Raw genomic sequence first — 19,653 nt, forward strand, 5'->3', positions numbered from 1 at the left:
CAGTCGGCTGGTTCTTTCGCGACAAGATGGTTTAGCGCAAGCTGGCGCTAGAGATGCCAAGGGAGTCGTCATCATGAAAACGCAGGTCAAAGCATTGGTTGTCGGTGGCGGCGCTGTTGGCACGTCGATTGCGTATCATCTGGCCAAGGCTGGTTGGAACGATGTGATGCTACTGGAGCGGGATGAGCTGACATCGGGGTCCACGTGGCATGCGGCGGGGCTGCTACCCTTGTTCAATATGTCGTTCGCGACGACGCATATCCACAAATACTCGGTCGATTTCTACAAATCGCTGGAAGAAGAAACCGGCCTGAACGCCGGTTTTGCTGTCGTTGGCAACCTGCGCATGGCCCAGACCCAAGAGCGTATGGATGAGTATATGCTCTATGCCTCCACCGCTGAAACCTGTGACGTGCCTTACGTCTGGATGACCCCGGATGAGATTAAGGCGAAATGGCCGCTGATCCGGACCGAGGACCTGAAAGGCGCGCTTTATCACCACACTGATGGCTATATTAACCCCGCTGATGTGACCCAGGCGATGGCTAAGGGCGCGCGCCAGCGCGGTGTGATGATTGAACGCAAATGGCAGGCGGATGCCTTCGCATGGAACGGGCAGGCGTGGGAAGTTACCTGCACTAAGATGGTCGAGAAGGGCGGCAACCTTGTGCCCTCGGACGAGCAGATTGTGATCACCGCCGAGCATGTTGTCACTGCATCCGGCAATCACGCGCAGACCACGGCCAAGAAACTGGGAATTAAGATCCCCGCCATCCCGGTGGAGCATCAGTTCATCGTCATGGATCAGGACCCTGCGCTGGTGCAGTATCGTGCCGAGGGCAATGTTGAGCACCCGGTCGTTCGTGACGCCGATGCACAGTCTTACGTCCGTGAAGAACGCGGCGGTTGGATTTTGGGGGTCTACGAAAAGGGCGCGCCTGCCGTCTTTGAACATGGCGTGCCGGATGGCTTCCGAGCCGATCTCTTCCCGCTCGATCTGGAGCGGATCGAGGAACAGTATATGGCGATGATCCACCGCGTGCCGTCTTGCGAGGAAAGTGGGTTGAAGGACGATTTCAACGGCCCGATTTGCTATACTCCCGATGGTAACCCGCTGGTTGGGCCCGCACCGGAGCTGAATAACATGTGGTTGGCTGAAGGCTTTTCTTTCGGGATCACGGCGGCGGGTGGTACGGGGTACTATCTTGCCCAGATGATGGTCGAGGGCGAGGCCGAGATCGACATGGCCTCCCTTGATCCCAAACGCTACGGCGATTGGATGACGACGGAATTCGCAGCGCGTAAGAATGAGGAATGCTACGACCACGTTTATGTTTTGCACCACCCTGATGAAGAACGCCCGGCCTGTCGCCCCTTGCGCACATCACCTGCTTATGACCGGCAAAAAGAACGCGGAGCGCAGTTTGGGTTTGTCAACGGTTGGGAGCGTCCAAACTACTATGCTCCGGCCGGATTTGACGACAAGGCAAGCCGGTCTTTCCGCCGAGGTAGCTGGTGGCAATATGCGGTGGAAGAGGCCAAAGCCATTCGCGAGGGCGTTGGCCTGATCGATGCGACAGCCTTTGCCAAGCACCGGATCAGCGGGCCGGGGGCGACGGCGTTTCTGGATTGGTTTACCACGAACAAACTTCCGCGCGTTGGCCGGATCAACCTGACCTATGCGCTGACTGATCATGGGACGACCCGGACGGAGTTTACGATCGTGCGCTTGGCTGAGGATGACTACTACCTCGTATCGGCAGGTGGTTGGCACGCCTACGATCAGGACTTTCTTTACAAGGCGATCATGGAGAAAGAGGAAGAATTTGGCCGGATCAACGAACAAGATGTCACGACCCAATGGGGTGTTTTTGCAATTGCGGGGCCAAAGTCACGCGATGTGCTGAATGCAGTGATCAAGGGCGCCGACCCCGCAACGGCATTGTCGAACAAGCGTTTCCCGTGGTTGTCGGCCAAACAGATCGAACTGGGCATGTGCCCGGTCAATGCGATCCGTGTGGCTTATACGGGTGAGTTGGGATGGGAGTTGCATCACCCGATTGAGATGCAGAACTACCTTTTTGATCTGCTGGAAAAAGCGGGCGAGTCTTATGATATGAAACTGGTCGGCGCGCGGGCGCAGAATTGGTTGCGACAGGAAAAATCCTACCGTGCGTTTGGGACTGAGTTGGGCCGGGATGCGACCCCGCTGGAGGCTGATTTGCCGCGCTTTGTGGATCTGTCTAAGGACTTCAACGGTAAGGTGGCGATGGAGGCCAAGGGTATCCGGTCCAAATGCGTGACCTTGCTGATCGATGGTCCGGACGATGCTGACCCATGGGGGCGCGAGGCGCTTTATACGATGGATGGCACCCGCGTGGGGCGTTTGACATCCGGCGGATATTCAGTGGCGTTCGAGAAGTCGATTGGCATGGGGTATGTGACGCCCGATCTAGCTGAAGTGGGCACGAAGCTGCAGGTCAAAATGCTTGATCAGTTGTGGAATGCCGAGATTGTCGAAGACAGCCCGTACGATCCGAAAAATACCACGATCCGCATGGATGGTTGACAGATGCGACCTTGTAAGGTGGGTTTAGACCCACCCTACGCTTTGAATAGGTTTGCATATGTCTGACAAGATCACTGTAGAAAACATCAATACGCCGGGTCGCACCACAAATGTGGATAAGGCCAAATACAACGCCATGAAAGATGCGATGCTTGCGACGTTGCCCAGGGCGGCGCCGGGCATGACAGCACAAGAGTCAAAAGAAGCCGCGAAAGCGCATTTGCCTCAGGACTTGTTCCCTGATGGCGCGACCTCTGGTTGGTGGCAGAAATGCGTCCAGCTGGATCTGGAGGCAAAGGGGATTGTAGTGCGCGAAGATACCAAACCGCTACGATTTCACCTCGCCTGACCTTCGCCTTAATCGCCGCGCAGACTTTGCAATGATGCTCGCTGCCGCCCTTTGTCATCGAAGTTATCTGGCCGCAGCCACGCCTCCAACCCCGCCTGCACCATTGGCCAGTCTTGATCCAGGACGGAGTACCAGGCGGTGTCGCGATTGCGTCCCTTGTAGACTAAGGCTTGACGGAACAATCCATCATATTGGAAACCCAGTCGTTCAGCGGCACGGCGTGAGGGCGCGTTCAGCGCGTCGCATTTCCACTCATATCGGCGATACCCAAATTCGACGAAAGCCCGTTTCATCATCAAATACATGGCTTCGGTCGCCATCGGCGTCCGTTGGAGTGCGGGTGAAAACGTGATGTAGCCGACTTCGACGACGCCATTTTCCGGCTGTATGCGCAGATAGCTTGCTACGCCAATCGGTGACCCGCTGCTTTTGTCGATGATAGCAAAGAATAGCGGGTCAAGACTTTTGCATGCCGCTTCCACCCACTGTGCGTAGTCCGCCAACCTGTCGAATGGCCCGCTGGGCATGTAGGTCCACAGTATGCCTGTTTCGTCCTGCGAGAAAGCGGCGTGCAGTCCGGCGCTATGCTGCGGTTCCAACGGTACAACGTCGCAAGTGCGGCCAAACATCGGTGTGCGTGGCAATGGCTGGCATCCTGTCCAGTGTGGGACGGGTGCCCCGACTGGCTGACCATGTTCATTTTTATGCTGTGTCATGTGAACCTGTGTGGCGAGAGTGCAGCGATCGTATCTGATGAGAGCTCTGACTCCGTACCGCCGACGAGATCGGCCAAAAGCTGGCTGGCTGCCGGGGATGACTGTATCCCATAGCCGCCTTGACCCGCGCACCAGATGAACTTCGGATCAGCCTTGTCAGGACCAAGAACCAATGTGCGGTCAGGTGAAAATGTGCGCAGGCCGGCCCAAGAGCTGAGCAATCGGGTGACTGGTTCGGTGACATGCGCTTCATAGCGGGCCAGCCCTTCGGCCAGCACCAAGTCGTCGGGATATGCATCATGCGCGGTTGTCGGGTCCTCATCCGCTGGCGACACGATGAGTGCGCCGGCATCAGGCTTTGCATACCAGTTTTCATTTGGGCCAAAGAGCATCGGCCACATGCTCACGTCATGTCCGCCCGGTGCTGGAATGCGCGCCATTGATCGGCGCAGTGGCGTGAAGCCAAGTGGTGAAATGCCCGCCATTGCAGCGATCTGATCAACCCAAGCACCGGCGGCGTTGACGAGGTTGCGCGCTTCGTAGACTTCCCCATCTGTCGCAATTGACCATCCGAAATCCAATCGCTCAATCCCTTTGACCGCGGATTTTGGCGTGATGGTACCTCCGTTTTCGCGCGTCATTCGGGCGAATGTCTGGATCAGTTTATCTGTGTCGATGTCCCAGGCCGATGCATGATATGCCGCACGGTCTACGACCGCATCATCAAGGATCGGAACCATGCCTTTGGCCTCTTGCAGACTGACGTGCTCCAGTCGCATCTGTTTTTTGTCGTGATCAAACGCAGCGGCGTCATTGGCTGTCCCGATCAACATCAAGCCCCGCGTACTCAGGACACCAGCATCTTGGTGGAAAGCGCGGCTGAATTTGTTTAGCGCGACGGTCGATCGCTTGCCGTAGTTTTCTTCAAACATCGCGGCAGAGCGGCCTGAGCTATGGTATGCTAACGCATCTTCGGCTTCTAGTAGCATAACACGTCCAAGCTGTGACAGCCGTGCAGCTGCCGAGACCCCCGCAATCCCACCGCCGACAATCAGAAAATCGATCATGCCTCTTCGAGCCTGTCAGTCGCTGGTGCAGGCGTTGGGCTCAGGGCAGCGATTTGCGCGTAGAGTTCGGGAGACATCTCAAAATTTGCCGCGGCAAGGGACGGTTCCAGCTGTTGGACCGATCGCGCCGAGATGATCGGCAACGGTTCGACGGGATGGTGAGCTGCCCATGCCACCGCAAGTGTAGCAGCATCAGCGCCCAGATTTTTTGCCAACTCAGAGAGCTTGCCCGCCGTTTCATGCATCCATCCCGGCCCATAGCGTGCCTTGTAACGCGGGTCGTCGGTCAGGCGTCCCGTCCCGCCAATGCCGTATTTCCCAGTGAGCAAACCGCCGCCCAAAGGCGAATACGGCGCGACGGTTATCCCCTGATCTGCGGCCATCGGAAAAATCTCGACCTCGGATTGCCGTTTCACGAGACTATACATTGGTTGGATGACGTCGATCTTGGTGCCAAAGGATTGTGCGACCGTTTGCGCCTTCATGACTTGCCATGCGGCATAGTTCGAAACACCGATATGACGGATCAGCCCCTGCGATTGGAGTTCTGCAAGTGCGCCGAATGTTTCCTCCAGCGGCGTTTCGTCGTCGAAACGGTGCATATAAAGCAGATCGACTGCGTCTTCATTCAATTGCCTGCGACACGTATCAAAGTGGATTGCGATGTTTTTCTTCGACGCACCGCCGACATAACCCACCTTTGTGGCGAGATAGATATCGTCGCGCTTTGATTTGATGAGCTTGCCGAGGATCGTTTCGGACGCGCCATCAGTATAGCCGACAGCAGTATCAAAGTGGTTGATGCCAGCTTCGTACGCGGCCTGGTACATCGCCTGACTGGTTGTTTGGTCTGCTTTTCCGCCGAATTGCATCGTGCCGAAAGTCAGGGATGAAAGGCGGGCGCCATTGCGCGTTCTCAAGACTGTCATTTCCAAACTTTGGCATGCATGTGGTGGGTTGAAAAGATGTTGTGACCAAGACGTGCCCCATCAGGCGTGAAGTCATTCCAGTTTATCACGAGCAGGCCGAAATTTCGCAATTCAAGCTGCATTCAGATGAACAGTTATTGCGGTTGCACGGTGATATTGCACGAAAGAAATTTTAAGAGGCCTCATTGATTGATGAAGCTGCTAAACTGGTAACGACTGACCACCGAAGAGGAAAGCTGGCGGTTGTGGGCGATATTGTGATCCGAAGCCATATGCGTGCTTTGGGTTTCATCGATAGCAAAACAAGTGCAGAGTCCAACCAACTTACAACGACACGCTACCGGTTGCGCGCCAATAAGACGCCAACGCATTGACAGTTCTATAATTGAAATGGCTACTACGCGCCAAAGTCCATTTGTCCCTGATCAAAGAACGCTGATGACATCTCTTGTTTCAAATCTTCACCTGTCAGGGTTCACCGCATGAATGGTTTTCCGGCAGCCAAGCCCGGCCAGGTCATTGGGCTATTGGGGGGGTCTTTTGATCCACCGCATAGTGGTCATGTCCATATTTCCAAGGTTGCATTGAAGCGATTTGGGCTGGACCGGTTGTGGTGGCTGGTATCGCCGGGCAATCCATTGAAGAAAAACGGTCCGGCACCGTTGAGTGAGCGCCTGCAAGCGTCACGCGCGATTATGCAACATCCGCGCGTCACGATCACGGATATCGAGGCGCGAATGGGCACCCGCTACACGGCGCAAACGCTCGTCGCACTGCGGCAGCGCTATCCCGCCGTACGTTTTGTGTGGTTAATGGGTGCTGATAACTTGGCACAGTTTCATCGCTGGCAAGATTGGCAGTGGATTATGGAGACGGTACCCATCGGTGTATTTGCGCGTCCCGGAGATCGAATTTCGGCGCGGCTTTCGAAGGCCGCGAAAGTCTATGCTCAGGCGCGAGTTCCAGGCGCGGCGGCGCATATTCTGGGCCGACAGGATGCGCCGGCTTGGGCGTTTGTGAATATGCCGCTGTCCGATCAGTCGTCCTCTGCGATCCGACAGCGAGGAGAGTGGTGATGCAGATTTCGCGGAGAGCCATGCTTGCGGGCGCCGCTTCAACATTGGCGACGAACGCTATGGCGGAGGCACCGCTTACCTCGATGCGGCCAATCGCGCGGACGCCCGACAAAGAAGTGATTGCCAAGATGGTTGCAGGGAAAGGGTTCTCTGGCGACGTGGGGATCAGGGTCGTTGACTTGCAAAGCGGAGAGGTGCTGGAAGACATTCTTGCAGAAAAGGTACAACCGCCGGCCAGTGTTACAAAGGCTGTTACTGCCCTGTATGCATTAGAAACCCTTGGAGCGGAGTATCGATATAATACGCGCATTCTTGCTGACGGAACGATAGAAGACGGCATATTGGATGGTAATTTGATTGTTGTCGGGGGTGGAGACCCCAATCTTGTGACCGATCAGTTGGCCGATCTTGCACAGCGATTGAAGGATACTGGGCTGCGCGAGGTCAAGGGAGAGTTCCTTGTTTGGGACAACGCGCTCATTAACCTTGATGAAATTGATGCCGGCCAGTTGGATCACCTTGGATATAATCCAACGGTTACTGGGCTCAATTTGAATTTCAACCGCGTTCACTTTGAATGGCGGCGGGAAAACCAAGAATATGTCACCGCGATGGATGCGCGCAGCGAAAACTATCGTCCTGTGGTGACCACCGCCCGGATCAATATCGTAGACCGTGCAACGCCAGTTTTTACCTACCAAGATGCAGGCGATGTGGATCAGTGGACGGTTGCGCGTCGCGCGCTCAACAATGCCGGTTCGCGTTGGTTACCGGTCCGGCATCCTGCCCTTTATGCTGGTGAGGTATTTGCGACCTTCGCGCGCAGTCACGGTATTGTGCTCAAGCGGCCAAGAGAAACTAACGTTTTACCTGATGGGACGCTGCTGGCGAGCATGGAAAGTGCGCCTTTGCGGGAAATGATGCGAGGCATGTTACGGTTTTCGACCAATATCACGGCCGAGGCTGCGGGCCTTTCAGCCACCGCTCATCGTGTTGGACAGCAGCGCGGCTTGCGCACGTCCGCCTTTGGCATGGGGCGTTGGGCCGACATGCGGGCAGGGGGGATTTCACCCTTCTTTGTTGATCACTCCGGCTTGGGAGACCAGTCACACATATCGCCGCTCGATATGGTGCGGTTGCTTAGCGCACCAGATGTGATGCCAACCTTGCGTCCTATCATGCGTGATATCCAACTCGTCGGTGACGATGACAAAGTCATTGATGACCCGCTGGTTTCGGTAAATGCTAAGACGGGCACGTTGAACTTTGTATCCACGCTTGCGGGCTATTTGACAACAAAGAGCGGTCGCAATCTGGCATTTTCGATTTTTGCGTCAGATCTTGCCGCCCGCGCAGAGGGAAAACGGCAGGGCGATGAGTCACCGCCGGGCGCGCGGGGTTGGAACCGCCGCGCGCGGCGTTTGCAACAGGATGTGCTAAAACATCTGGTTTTTAGGCGGGTTTAATTAAAGTGTCATATGACGCGCACGCGCGCCGCGTTCGATTGCGGCGGCATGCAGGCGATCGAGTTCCAGCTCTTCGCGAATCTCTTCCAGCATGCGCACCTCTTGGCCCCCAACGCGCCCATCGGCGGCCGCAACATCGCAAGACAGCGCATAGGCGGTCTCATAAAGGTGGTCTGGCAGGGCATCGCGGATCAGGCCAAAAAGGGCCGCAAGACCGTCTTCCTGCTCTAGCAGTTCAAAAACGACCTTTGACATCCGGGGTAGCCGTTCGGCGTCGTAACCCGCAAAAACAGGCAAGTTGTTGATTGAATTGCTCATTTTCACCAGTTCCGCCGTGCGGATATGCTCGTCCGATGCCGATACGGCAATCATCAGAGCGGCGAGCGCATCTTGCGCTGTCATGGGGGCGTCTTCGAGCATGATCAATTCCTTTGTTACGCTCCACATTTATTGACGCCTTGCCTGTCTCGCAATAGGGAGTGCGCGTTGCGGCCATCATAATGACGGCCCTTTTGATGCGAGATGAAACATGAGCAGTATGCGTGAAGCGGCGATGACGTCGAAGGCCTGGCCCTTTGTAGAGGCGCGCGCTTTGCTCAAACGATATGAAAAAAAGGCACCTGAAAAGGGCTTTGTCCTGTTCGAGACCGGCTATGGTCCGTCTGGCCTGCCGCATATCGGGACATTTGGTGAAGTTTTGCGCACGACGATGATTATGCGCGCGTTTCGTGTTATTTCCGACATTCCGACCAAGCTGATCTGTTTTTCCGATGATCTGGACGGTATGCGCAAAGTTCCCGGCAATGTGCCGCAGCAGGACATGCTGGCCGAACATATGCACAAGCCGCTGACATCTGTGCCCGATCCTTTTGGGACGCATGAAAGCTTTGGCCACCACAACAATGCGATGCTGCGCCGGTTCTTGGATACCTTTGGGTTTGAGTACGAATTCTATTCTGCCCGCGAGTTTTATCGGACGGGGCAGTTTGATGAGGTCTTGTTACGTGCTGCCGCGCGTTACGATGACATCATGGCCGTCATGCTGAAATCGCTGCGAGAGGAACGGCAGGGAACTTATTCGATCTTTCTGCCCATTCATCCAGAAACAGGCCGTGTCCTGTACGTGCCTATGAAGCATGTTGATGGTGTGAAGGGCGAAGTGACCTTTGACGACCCTGACGGTCGTGAATGGACGCTGCCTGTGACCGGCGGCAATGTGAAATTGCAGTGGAAGCCGGATTTTGGTGCGCGATGGGCCGCTCTCGACGTCGATTTTGAGATGTATGGTAAGGAGCACGCCACGAATACTGCGATCTATGACCGAATTTGCGAGATTTTGGGCGGGAAAAAACCGAACCACTTTTCGTATGAACTGTTCCTCGATGAGAACGGTCAGAAGATTTCAAAGTCGTCTGGCAACGGGATTTCGATTGATGAATGGCTGACTTATGCGTCGACTGAAAGCCTGAGTTATTTCATGTACCTCAAGCCCAAGACAGCTAAGCGGATGCATTTTGATGTGATCCCCAAGGCGGTTGATGAATATCACCAGCAGTTGCGCGCCTATGCCACGCAGGATGAAGCTGGACGCGCCAACAACCCGGTGTTCCACATTCACGGGCACAATGTCCCTGCGTCTGACATGGTTGTGCCTTTCGCGATGTTGCTCAACCTCGCGTCTGTTTCAGGGGCCGAAGATAAGGACACGCTTTGGGCCTTTATCCAGCGCTATGCGCCAGAGGCGTCAGCGGACAAGAACCCGCAGATGGATCAGGCTGCGGGCTTTGCCGTGCAGTATTACAATGACTTTGTGAAACCAGCAAAAGTCTATCGCGCGCCCACAGATCAGGAACGCGCGGCGCTGGCCGACTTGGCCGCACGGCTCAAGGTTTGGGAAGGCGGTTTGGACGCCGAAGAGCTGCAAACAATGGTTTTCGCCGTCGGCAAAGAGCATGAATTCGATCCGCTGCGGAACTGGTTCACGGCGCTTTATGAGGTGCTTTTAGGCGCATCACAGGGTCCGCGTTTTGGCGGATTTATCGCACTTTACGGCGTGGATGAAACGATTGCGCTGATCGAACAGCGACTGGCAGACAAGACGTAACGCGCAGAATAATAGAACTGGTCGGCGTTTTCATCCGTATCTATTGATATGGATATTCTGAGGAGACACTGACAATGCGCATTGCAGCTTTCGTTTTGGCAGTTTGGTTTGCCGCAACTTCTGTCGTTGCACAGGACGCAGACGCCATAGAAGGCGTGATTGGGAACCAGCTTCAGGCCTTCAATGACCGCGATGTATCGGAGGCGTGGCAATACGCCAGCCCCAATATCAAACGTCTGTTTGGAAATCCTGGCAACTTTGGGATGATGGTTCAGCAAGGCTATCCGATGGTGTGGGACAATGCCGATGTAAGGTTTCTGGAACTGCGCGATGTCGCCGGAAACCTTTGGCAAAAGGTTATGGTGCGCGACGCGCAGGGTGGTCTGCATATTTTAGACTATCAGATGATTGAAACGGCGGATGGTTGGCAGATCAATGGCGTGCAATTATTGCCAGCCCCTGATGTCGGGGCATAGCACCGTCACGGTCCTGTCAGACCCTCTTTAGATGATTTGAGTAGCACTTGAGCATGTGGCCCAGTTTCGCGCTGGGCCTTTTTTGTTTTCACAACATGCAGAGGCCTATTCATGAACAAAGCCATTACCGACGGAATCGTCTTTGACCCGCTCCCATTCTCAGCAGGGCTGGCGCTCTGGTCTGCGACGGACGGAACGCCCGGTTCAGATTCCTACGCATTCAGTGGATCAGGTGTTTTTGTTGCGGCAGATCAGGACTTTGCTGGTTGTCTGGAGCTTGTCAAAACTGATCAGACAACACGCGTGCGCTATATGGGTGAAACACCGATCCTGCCTGGCTGCTATCTGCAAATAAAGGCAAAGGTCAAAGCCATCGCTGGCGCATTGCCTGCGGTCAGTATCTCGGGCTGGGCTGGTCAGGGCGGCGGTGCGCAACTGACCGGTGTGGTCGAAGCCGGTCCATCCGTCCAACTGACAACATATGGCGAGGTGGTTGAGGTATCGGCGATTGTCGCAACCGCTGATCGCAGCGGCGTTGATCTGATTTGGACCGGTGCTCAATATGGCCACTTTGGGATTGATCTAACCGGTCCGACCGGGGGCGTCGTCCGTGTGGATGACATCACTATCAGTGACGTCTCATCGGTTTTCACGCGTGATTTGGTGGGCTTGGTTGATGTCAGGGACTATGGTGCGAAAGGTGACGGTGTCACGGATGACAGCGCTGCATTCAATGCCGCAGACGCGGCGGCTGGTGGTCGCACGGTGATGGTTCCTGCGGGGGACTATTTGTTGCAAAGCAACGTGACGATGGAAAATCCGGTGCGATTTCAGGGCCGGATCATCCAAGCGCCAGAGCATCGTTTTATCCTGCAGCAAGAATATGATTATGACAGCTATCTGGCGGCTTTTCAGGATGAAGAGTTGGCATTCAAGAAAGCATACCAAGCGCTGATCAATTTTGCCGACCACGATTCTCTTGATCTTTGCGGTCGTCGGGTGTTGCTGACCGAACCGGTGGATATGCAGGCAGCCGATCCCACACGGACCCGTTTTGAAACCCGCCGCGTCATTCGGAACGGTCAGTTTCAACCCGCTGAAGGGGCTGCATGGGACACTGTTGAAGTGATCTCGCAAGCGTCATATGCGGTCACTGACGATAATCGACTGACCAACGTGGTGAATATTGCAAGCATCCCGGTCGGATCACTGGTGCAAGGCAATGGTGTTGGTCGCGAGATTTATGTGACCTCGGTGAACGAAAGTGCACAAACGCTGGAATTGAGCCGGCCGCTTTTCGATGCAGAGGGTAGCCAGGTTTTCACCTTCACCCGTTTTCAATACATGATCGATTTTTCCGGTTACGAAAAGCTTAGCCAGTTCAACCTGTCAGATATCGAGTTCCAGGGCCGCGGGATTGCCAGTGGCATTCTGATGGCACCTGATGGCTTTACGTTTCATGTGCGGGATTGCTTCATCAACCGACCAAAGGATCGTGGGATCACCTCGCCCGGACGCGGTTGTCAGGGGATGATGCTTGACCGATGCAATCTGATTTCTGCCGAACAAGATGTGCCGGTGTCGGCGCGTGTCAGTATTGGCTTCAACGCCAATGCCAATGACGTCAAGATCCGCGACAATCGCACCAGCAAGTTCAAGCACTTTTGCGTTCTCGCAGGGTCAGGAAACCTGATCGCGGGCAATCACTGGTTTCATGGTGACGATGAAGTGAACGGTGTCCGTATGGGCGGGATCATCCTGACATTGCCGAACCCCAAGAGTATCTTCACCGGCAACTATTGCGACAACAACTTTATTGAGTGGACGAACGAGCATGACAGTTCACCGGCCTTTGGTGCGCAATTCTCTTTTGGGGGACTGACCATCACAGGGAATATGTTTACGACAAACGATGTGGCTGATTTCTTTAATTTCATTGTGATCAAGCCTTACGGTCCCGGTCATTTCATCAATGGCTTTGCCGTGGTTGGCAATGTGTTTCGGTCCCTCAACGGGCGGATCGACCGGGTTGAAAGCGTGAGCACGACCTTTGCTGACCTGGATTATGCCCGCACCCGCAGTTTCGTCTTTTCCGGGAATACCTTTCACAACGTGAACGAGCCTGTGTCGAACCCGGCCTCTTTGTCGCATGACCAACAGACAGAGGCGACAACATGGGTCATGCAGACCGATACGGCACTGCCCTTTGATGGGCGGGCGTTGAGTGTGGAAAGTGTGATGCCCAATGGGGCGATCACAGACAGCGGCGGCAATCGGGTGCATGATCTGCCGTGGTCTGAGGGCGAACAAGGCAGTGACTTTCGTGATGTGCACCTGAACTGGAGCGGTCCGGTCAAAGGCCAGGTGCGCTATTCGGTGCGGATGGATCAAACCGACTAAAGCGTCGGTCTACATTGACAAGAGGGGCGCCGGTCGGGCGCCCCTTTTTGCCTGGTAATTCTTTACCTATGCTGCATTGCAGAAAAATGCTGCACTGCCGAAAGAAATAAGCTACAACCTTGGGGAATCCAAAAACAGCCAAAAGGGAACTACCATGACACCTGCGTTCACCATCTCGTTTGCTGCGCAAGGAATGCATGCCGCCAGTGCCGTTATTGTACAGCAGATGCGCCTCGCCGATGTTGTGATTGACCAAGCTTCAGTGGCGCAACGCGCAATGTTGCAACAGTACTACGGGTTTGCTGCCTCAGATCCTGTGCCCGCTCCTGCGAAAAAGAAGACGGTCAAAAAACTGGCTGCATCTAAGCCCAAAGCTGAAAAAGTTGCGGCGAAATCTGCCCCGAAGGCGAAAGCCACGCCAGCGACAAAGGTTGCTGCAACACCAAAGCCCACGGAAAAAGCGGTGTCGGCAAAGCCGAAAAAAGCGCCTGTCGTCGCAAAAACTGCTGAAGCGCCAAAGCTTGTGAAAAAGACGGCTATTCCTAAACCTGCGGCTCAGCCGGTTGAGAAGAAGGTTGAGCCGACGTTCAAATCGAGCCATCCGAAGGCAAAGGCTCAGCTCGCAAAGGCGGCCCCAGCAAAGCCAACTCCGGCGAAATCACCAAAGGCTGCAGAGCCTGCTGTTGTGAAATCTGCACCAAAAGCAGTAGCGCCGAAGGCAAGTGCTAAAAAAGCTGCACCGAAGAAGGCAGCACCGAAGGTTGCTGCGGTCAACACACCGAAACCAAAGGCCTCTGCAAAGACGGCAACACCAACGCCAAAGGCGAAGACGCCAAGCCGCGCCAAAAACATTACTGTTCCGGATACGCCATGGGAAGAGGGCGCTGCGCCGAAGAAATCCTAAAGCCACACCGTTCACGTACAGTCATTCCCACGAAAAAGAACCCACCATGCAATAACTGCATGGTGGGTTTGCATTTCTGGATGTTGCCGCAGTGCAGCGTGAGGCATAGCTAAGAGGCAGGGAGGGGACATAAGCATAGTTACGAGGCTCAAAATGGCACTACGTCCCGACAATACTTTGATATCCAACCGCGAAATGATCGTTGAGCTTTTGCTTGCGCCTTTTCGCGCTTTCGCCGCAAGGATCGAAAATGCTGTGGTCAGCAATTCTCGGACAAAGGCGCTTCAAGCAATTGCACAAATCTCCGATGATGAGCTGCGGGCCAAGGGTTTAACCCGCGCTGATGTCGTCAGCATGACATTCCGTCACGATGGATAGTCTGTTCAAATAACGGGTTACTCTTCGTGATCCAACAAAGTCAAAAAATGGCCGGTCGCATGATCGGCCTTCTTGCGTTGTAAATCTCTTTACTGGAATAAGCGGTTTTCGCGCCGATGGCTTTACAAATTGTAAAGGCTCGCATCGTGATGGCTTGGATTCATTTTGGTTTTCGCCATGATGTGGCCTGAGGATACCTTGCGCCAAAAGTGTAAGGTTGAAAGACAAGATTTTGGGGGGACATGCCATGACCGATCAACCAGCTGGAACTTATGCGCCATCATCCGAGATGGCTGCGGGCGCGCATGCCGACAAAGCGACTTATGACGCAATGTATGCCGCATCAATCAACGACCCAGAGTCCTTTTGGGGCGAGCACGGCAAGCGCGTCGACTGGATCAAGCCTTATACGCGAATAAAGAACACCAGCTTTGCACCCGGCAACGTTGATATCAAATGGTTTGATGATGGCACGTTGAACGTCAGCGCCAACTGCATTGACCGGCATTTGGAAACCCGTGGCAATCAGACCGCCATTATCTGGGAGCCGGACAGCCCGGATGAAGATGCCATTCACATTACCTACCGCATGTTGCACGAAAAAACGTGCCTGATGGCCAATGTCCTCAAAGAAATGGGCGTGGGCAAAGGCGACCGGGTTGTTTTGTATCTTCCGATGGTGCCAGAGGCCGCCTACGCGATGCTGGCTTGCGCACGCATTGGCGCAATCCACTCGATCGTATTTGCTGGGTTCTCAGCTGAGGCCTTGGGCGCGCGAGTGAATGCGTGTGACGCCAAGGTCGTGATTACTGCTGACGGGGCACCGCGCGGCGGGCGTGTCACGAACCTCAAAGACAGCGTCAATCAGGCGCTGTTGCACGACTTCGATAACGTGAAATGCCTTGTTGTCAAACGCACTGGTCAGCAAATCGCATGGCGGGGCGAGAGCGACTATTGGCTGCATGAAATGGAAGAGCGCGTCAGTTCTGACTGTCCGCCAGAGGAAATGAACGCTGAAGATCCGCTGTTTATCCTCTATACGTCCGGTTCGACGGGCCAACCAAAAGGCGTTGTGCATTCCAGTGGCGGGTACTTAGTTTACGCGGCGATGACCCATCAGTACACATTCGACTATCACGATGGTGATATTTTCTGGTGTACGGCAGATGTCGGCTGGGTGACCGGGCATAGTTATATTGTTTATGGCCCGCTCGCGAATGGTGCGACGACCGTGATGTTCGAAGGTGTGCCGACATATCCGGATGCTGGCCGCTTTTGGGCCGTCTGCCAAAAGCATAAAGTCAATCAGTTCTACACCGCACCAACGGCAATTCGTGCGCTGATGGCGCAGGGCAATGCTTTCGTTGAAAAGTACGACCTCTCCGACATCAAAGTGCTCGGAACAGTGGGAGAGCCGATCAACCCTGAGGCGTGGAATTGGTACAATGACGTTGTCGGCAAGGGCAAAGCACCGATCGTCGATACATGGTGGCAGACCGAAACAGGGGGTCACCTGCTGACGCCACTGCCGGGGGCAACAGCCACAAAGCCGGGTTCCGCGACGCTACCTTTCTTTGGTATTCAGCCGGTTATTCTTGAACCGACATCCGGCGAAGAAATCCACGATACGGCAGCCGAAGGTGTGTTGTGTATCAAGGACAGCTGGCCTGCCCAGATGCGCACCGTTTGGGGCGATCATGAGCGGTTTGAGAAGACCTATTTCAGCGACTACAAGAACTACTACTTCACCGGTGATGGCTGTCGTCGCGATGAGGATGGCTACTATTGGATCACGGGGCGCGTGGATGACGTGATCAACGTCTCTGGCCACCGGATGGGTACGGCAGAGGTCGAAAGCGCCTTGGTCGCGCATGCCAAGGTCGCCGAGGCCGCGGTGGTAGGTTATCCGCATGACATCAAGGGGCAGGGGATCTACGCCTATGTCACGCTGATGAATGGTGAAGAGCCGTCGGATGAGTTGCGCAAAGAGCTGGAAGTTTGGGTGCGCTCCGAAATCGGTCCAATCGCCAAGCCGGACCTGTTGCAATGGGCGCCGAGTCTACCAAAAACACGCTCTGGTAAGATCATGCGCCGCATTCTGCGCAAAATCGCCGAGGATGATTTCGGGGCCCTGGGCGATACCTCAACGCTGGCTGATCCGTCCGTTGTCGATGATCTGATCGAAAACAGGATGAATAAGGGATAACCCCTAGTTATTTCAAGTCTTGGCGCGCTGCAAAACGCGCCGGGCTTACTTGTCACCCTTTGTGATTGCTTGTCGTTGGCGGATCATCTTTGCCACTTCGGAGATTGCCGCAGCAACAAAATAATCGGAAACACGAAAGATATACATAGAGCGAACGAAAACAGGGTTTCGCCATGTAACCGCGCCAACCGGGCGGTCCAAGTCCACTCAGGACAATTATAGCCTTTCAACATACTGCCCTCGCATTCGACTGCTGCAAGATATTCCACCGCCCATAGTGATGATGAATGTGCCACCGCCATAAAGGCGATGGTCAGGACCATCATCAATTTTGCCCAACGATTGCGAAATAGCAGAAGGCCAATAAACGGCGCGACGTGGGCAACAACGGTCAAACCAATTGGTGACATGGCCGATATCTAAGCGACGCGGCGCTGCTAGATACTATACTCACGTCAGGCATCGTTCGGGGCTGCATCGATCCGGTCGCTTTCCAGCATTTTCACTTCGCGTTGTGGGAACGGGATACTGATCCCATGCTGTTCAAAAGCATCCCAGAGGGCCAGAAAAACATTGCCGCGAATATTCGTCAGCCCGCCGGTCGGGTCCTTGATCCAGAACCGCAGTAGGTAATCCACTGAGCTATCGCCAAAGCCTACGATATGGCAGACGGTGGGGCGATTGCTGAGGACACGGTCCACACTTTGCGCGGCTTCGATGGCGATCCGGCGGACGTCATGGGGATTGTCGTGGTAGGCGGTTCCGAAATTAATATCGAGACGCACAAAGTCATTCGAATGCGACCAGTTCACTACTTGGCCTGTGATCAGGTCCTCGTTGGGGATCAGATACTCGCGGCCGTCCCGGGTAACGACGGAAACATAGCGCGCGCCAAGTGAATTGATCCAGCCAAAGGTGTCGCCTAGGCTGATCACATCACCGGGTTTGATGGATTTATCCAAAAGGATAATCACACCTGACACCAGGTTCGACACAACCTTTTGCAGACCAAAGCCAAGGCCCACACCGATTGCGCCTGACAAGACAGCAAGCCCCGTCAGGTCGATGCCAAGAGCCCGAACCCCCAAAAAGAAGGCCGCCCCGTAGAAGGCAATCTGGACACCCTTGACGATCAGCACTTGCATGGACGGGCTGATATCTTCGTTGGCTCTGACTCTATTCGCCGTTGTAGTGGTAAAGAAGCGGGCCAGCGTGATCAGCACTCCGAGGATCACAAGCCCCTGAATCAACAACAAGAGTGAGAACCGTATTTCACCGATGCTGAAGCCGACGCTATCAAGAAGGCGCTCTGCGACGTCAAGCAGGCCAAGTATCTGCAATGTGGCCCACGTCCACGCGCCGTAGCGAACAAATTTGCGCAGTGAGGGGCTTTTGATCAGGCGCGTGGCAAAGACGATCAAGAGCCATGCCATCGCCAAGGTGCCAATCACGCTGAGCAAGTAACTTCGGCTGGGCCATGTGACCTCGCGCATCACAAGAATGACGCCCCAAATTAAGGTCACAAAGAAGATGGCGCGCAGGCGTTGATGCACAACAACCAATATGCGCATGCGCCATTTGGGCCAGTTTTCGCGTGATCCCATCCAGGCGCGGATGCGGGGCCCGAGTATGGCGCGCAACAGATGCGCCGCAACAAAAACACCCAGTGCGATCAGAAGTTGATACAGGTTCCAGGTTCGGAACATGCTTTCGACGAATGTTTGGGCCTGCGTAAATAGGTCCGTGCTGATGCTCAGCACTTCGTCCAGAGGGGCAATTGAACTACCGTCGCCAACGCTTGTTGGCATTGATCCGTTGTCATGTGCGGCCATTTTTACCCAAGGCTCAGTCCGTGATACTGCAGCGTGACACGCAGGACCGATGCGATCAAGCCGCAGTTGTGGCCGGACGCGGTCCTCATCGGGCTCATTTCAACTTTGTTTTCTTGTCTGCCGGTTTGGGAACGTCTAACAATTAGCTAACAGATGCTTGGAAAGCGTGGATCATCATGGATATTAGCCTCATTCTACTTCTTCTCGGCGGCGGTGCACTTCTTATCCCTTTGCTTGCAGGGGATGACGATGACGACAGCTCCGGCGACGCAAATGAGCTTGATGGCACATTCGGCGACGATACGCTGGAAGGAACAGAGGGCGATGATCTGATCCGCGGTTTCAGTGGTGATGACACGATCAATGGCAACGGTGGTCTCGATACGCTTATTGGCGGGTCCGGCAACGATGTCATTACAGGTGGCGAAGATCGCGATGTGATCTTTGGCCGTGCTGACGATGACGAACTGTTCGGCATGGGTGGTAACGATACCATCGAAGGTGGCGGCGGCATCGACACGATTGATGCGGGCGCAGGCAATGACATTGTCCGCGCAGGTGCTGGCAACGACGTGGTTTTTGGAAACACCGGGACTGATACATTGCGCGGTGAAGATGGAGATGATGACGTGTTCCTTTGGGGTGCCGAAGGCAGGGCGCTGGGTGGCGACGGTGACGATGAACTCGTCATGGTGACAGGACGCGGTGAACTCGACGGTGTTGCCGGTACGAACACATATTATGCCCTCGCTAACGATGATGATGACCAGCAGACTGTCGCGATCATTCGTGAGCTTGGCCCCGGCGATGAAATTGTTATGACCATCGACACTGGTGACGCTGCTGCGGAAAGCGCTGACCTTCTGGTGACTGTGACCGAAGGCACGATCAACGGCATCGATGGCTACAATGTTGAAGTGGCGTTCCAGAATGAAGGCGACGAGCCAACAGAGTTCGAAACATCACGGGCATTTGTGCTTGGTCGAAGTGTACCAATTGATACCGTCGCGGCGTCAATCCAGGTTGATGTGACAATTGATGCGGGCCTTTCAACAGAGGATGCGCTGGATACATTTGAGGCGGTCAAAGCCGGTGCCACTGCACCTGCCGCCACAAGCACAGGACCGGCCGCATAGACGAATACAGGCTCTGCCGGGGAACCCTTGCAGCACAAGCTCGCC

At 54.8% G+C, this 19,653-nt stretch carries 17 protein-coding genes; 12 read left to right on the forward strand and 5 right to left on the reverse strand.

What is annotated here, in order from left to right; translation table 11 throughout:
* Positions 1-73: 73 nt before the first annotated feature.
* Complete coding sequence (locus ACZ1G5_RS12465) at positions 74-2,569, forward strand: GcvT family protein (RefSeq protein ID WP_472733146.1); 2,496 nt, start codon at positions 74-76, stop codon at positions 2,567-2,569.
* Positions 2,570-2,627: 58 nt separating this feature from the next.
* Entirely contained in the window at positions 2,628-2,918 is a 291-nt protein-coding gene (locus tag ACZ1G5_RS12470; protein WP_472733147.1) for a DUF6958 family protein, read from the forward strand.
* A gap of 8 nt (positions 2,919-2,926) precedes the next feature.
* Here the strand turns inward: ACZ1G5_RS12470 and ACZ1G5_RS12475 are convergent, their stop codons facing one another.
* The 3 genes from ACZ1G5_RS12475 to ACZ1G5_RS12485 are packed head-to-tail and all read right to left on the reverse strand — an operon-like array spanning position 2,927 to position 5,630.
* Positions 2,927-3,634, reverse strand: coding sequence for a GNAT family N-acetyltransferase (locus ACZ1G5_RS12475; RefSeq protein ID WP_472733148.1), 708 nt, complete (start codon positions 3,632-3,634; stop codon positions 2,927-2,929).
* Positions 3,631-4,701 (reverse strand): NAD(P)/FAD-dependent oxidoreductase, encoded by a 1,071-nt coding sequence (locus ACZ1G5_RS12480; RefSeq protein WP_472733149.1) that lies wholly within the window; start codon positions 4,699-4,701, stop codon positions 3,631-3,633. The genes ACZ1G5_RS12475 and ACZ1G5_RS12480 overlap by 4 nt, the downstream gene beginning before the upstream one ends.
* Positions 4,698-5,630, reverse strand: coding sequence for an aldo/keto reductase (locus ACZ1G5_RS12485; protein WP_472733150.1), 933 nt, complete (start codon positions 5,628-5,630; stop codon positions 4,698-4,700). The genes ACZ1G5_RS12480 and ACZ1G5_RS12485 overlap by 4 nt, the downstream gene beginning before the upstream one ends.
* 185 nt (positions 5,631-5,815) lie before the next feature.
* On the opposite strand from ACZ1G5_RS12485, the gene ACZ1G5_RS12490 reads away from it, so the two are divergent.
* The 3 genes from ACZ1G5_RS12490 (at position 5,816) to dacB (ending at position 8,172) form a co-directional block, all read left to right on the forward strand.
* Complete coding sequence (locus tag ACZ1G5_RS12490; protein WP_472733151.1) at positions 5,816-6,004, forward strand: hypothetical protein; 189 nt, start codon at positions 5,816-5,818, stop codon at positions 6,002-6,004.
* Between the two features lie 108 nt (positions 6,005-6,112).
* Positions 6,113-6,706, forward strand: a complete 594-nt coding sequence (locus tag ACZ1G5_RS12495) for a nicotinate-nucleotide adenylyltransferase (RefSeq protein ID WP_472733152.1) — start codon at positions 6,113-6,115, stop codon at positions 6,704-6,706.
* On the forward strand, positions 6,706-8,172 hold the full coding sequence (gene dacB, locus ACZ1G5_RS12500) for a D-alanyl-D-alanine carboxypeptidase/D-alanyl-D-alanine endopeptidase (protein ID WP_472733153.1): 1,467 nt from the start codon (positions 6,706-6,708) through the stop codon (positions 8,170-8,172). The genes ACZ1G5_RS12495 and dacB overlap by 1 nt, the downstream gene beginning before the upstream one ends.
* On the opposite strand, the gene ACZ1G5_RS12505 is transcribed toward dacB, so the two are convergent.
* Positions 8,173-8,619, reverse strand: coding sequence for a tellurite resistance TerB family protein (locus ACZ1G5_RS12505; RefSeq protein ID WP_472733154.1), 447 nt, complete (start codon positions 8,617-8,619; stop codon positions 8,173-8,175).
* 82 nt (positions 8,620-8,701) lie between these two features.
* On the opposite strand from ACZ1G5_RS12505, the gene ACZ1G5_RS12510 reads away from it, so the two are divergent.
* The 6 genes from ACZ1G5_RS12510 to acs all read left to right on the forward strand — a co-directional run bounded on the left by ACZ1G5_RS12510 (position 8,702) and on the right by acs (position 16,640).
* Positions 8,702-10,276: a lysine--tRNA ligase gene (locus tag ACZ1G5_RS12510; RefSeq protein WP_472733155.1), complete on the forward strand. Its 1,575-nt coding sequence runs from the start codon at positions 8,702-8,704 to the stop codon at positions 10,274-10,276.
* A gap of 74 nt (positions 10,277-10,350) precedes the next feature.
* A complete protein-coding gene (locus ACZ1G5_RS12515; protein ID WP_472733156.1) occupies positions 10,351-10,752 on the forward strand; it encodes a DUF4864 domain-containing protein in 402 nt (133 codons plus the stop codon).
* Between the two features lie 111 nt (positions 10,753-10,863).
* The gene (locus ACZ1G5_RS12520) at positions 10,864-13,152 is read left to right on the forward strand and encodes a glycosyl hydrolase family 28-related protein (RefSeq protein WP_472733157.1); all 2,289 of its coding nucleotides are present in this window, start codon (positions 10,864-10,866) and stop codon (positions 13,150-13,152) included.
* A gap of 76 nt (positions 13,153-13,228) precedes the next feature.
* Positions 13,229-14,056 (forward strand): hypothetical protein, encoded by an 828-nt coding sequence (locus ACZ1G5_RS12525; RefSeq protein ID WP_472733158.1) that lies wholly within the window; start codon positions 13,229-13,231, stop codon positions 14,054-14,056.
* A gap of 153 nt (positions 14,057-14,209) precedes the next feature.
* A complete protein-coding gene (locus ACZ1G5_RS12530) occupies positions 14,210-14,434 on the forward strand; it encodes a DUF1127 domain-containing protein (RefSeq protein WP_472733159.1) in 225 nt (74 codons plus the stop codon).
* A 247-nt stretch (positions 14,435-14,681) separates the two neighbouring features.
* Entirely contained in the window at positions 14,682-16,640 is a 1,959-nt protein-coding gene (gene acs, locus ACZ1G5_RS12535) for an acetate--CoA ligase (RefSeq protein ID WP_472733160.1), read from the forward strand.
* A gap of 455 nt (positions 16,641-17,095) precedes the next feature.
* Here the strand turns inward: acs and ACZ1G5_RS12540 are convergent, their stop codons facing one another.
* The gene (locus ACZ1G5_RS12540; RefSeq protein ID WP_472733161.1) at positions 17,096-18,448 is read right to left on the reverse strand and encodes a mechanosensitive ion channel family protein; all 1,353 of its coding nucleotides are present in this window, start codon (positions 18,446-18,448) and stop codon (positions 17,096-17,098) included.
* A gap of 200 nt (positions 18,449-18,648) precedes the next feature.
* Between ACZ1G5_RS12540 and ACZ1G5_RS12545 the strand changes: the two genes are divergently transcribed.
* The gene (locus ACZ1G5_RS12545; protein WP_472733162.1) at positions 18,649-19,608 is read left to right on the forward strand and encodes a calcium-binding protein; all 960 of its coding nucleotides are present in this window, start codon (positions 18,649-18,651) and stop codon (positions 19,606-19,608) included.
* Positions 19,609-19,653: the final 45 nt, after the last annotated feature.

The sequence above is a fragment of the Yoonia sp. JB2-21 genome (assembly GCF_055693545.1).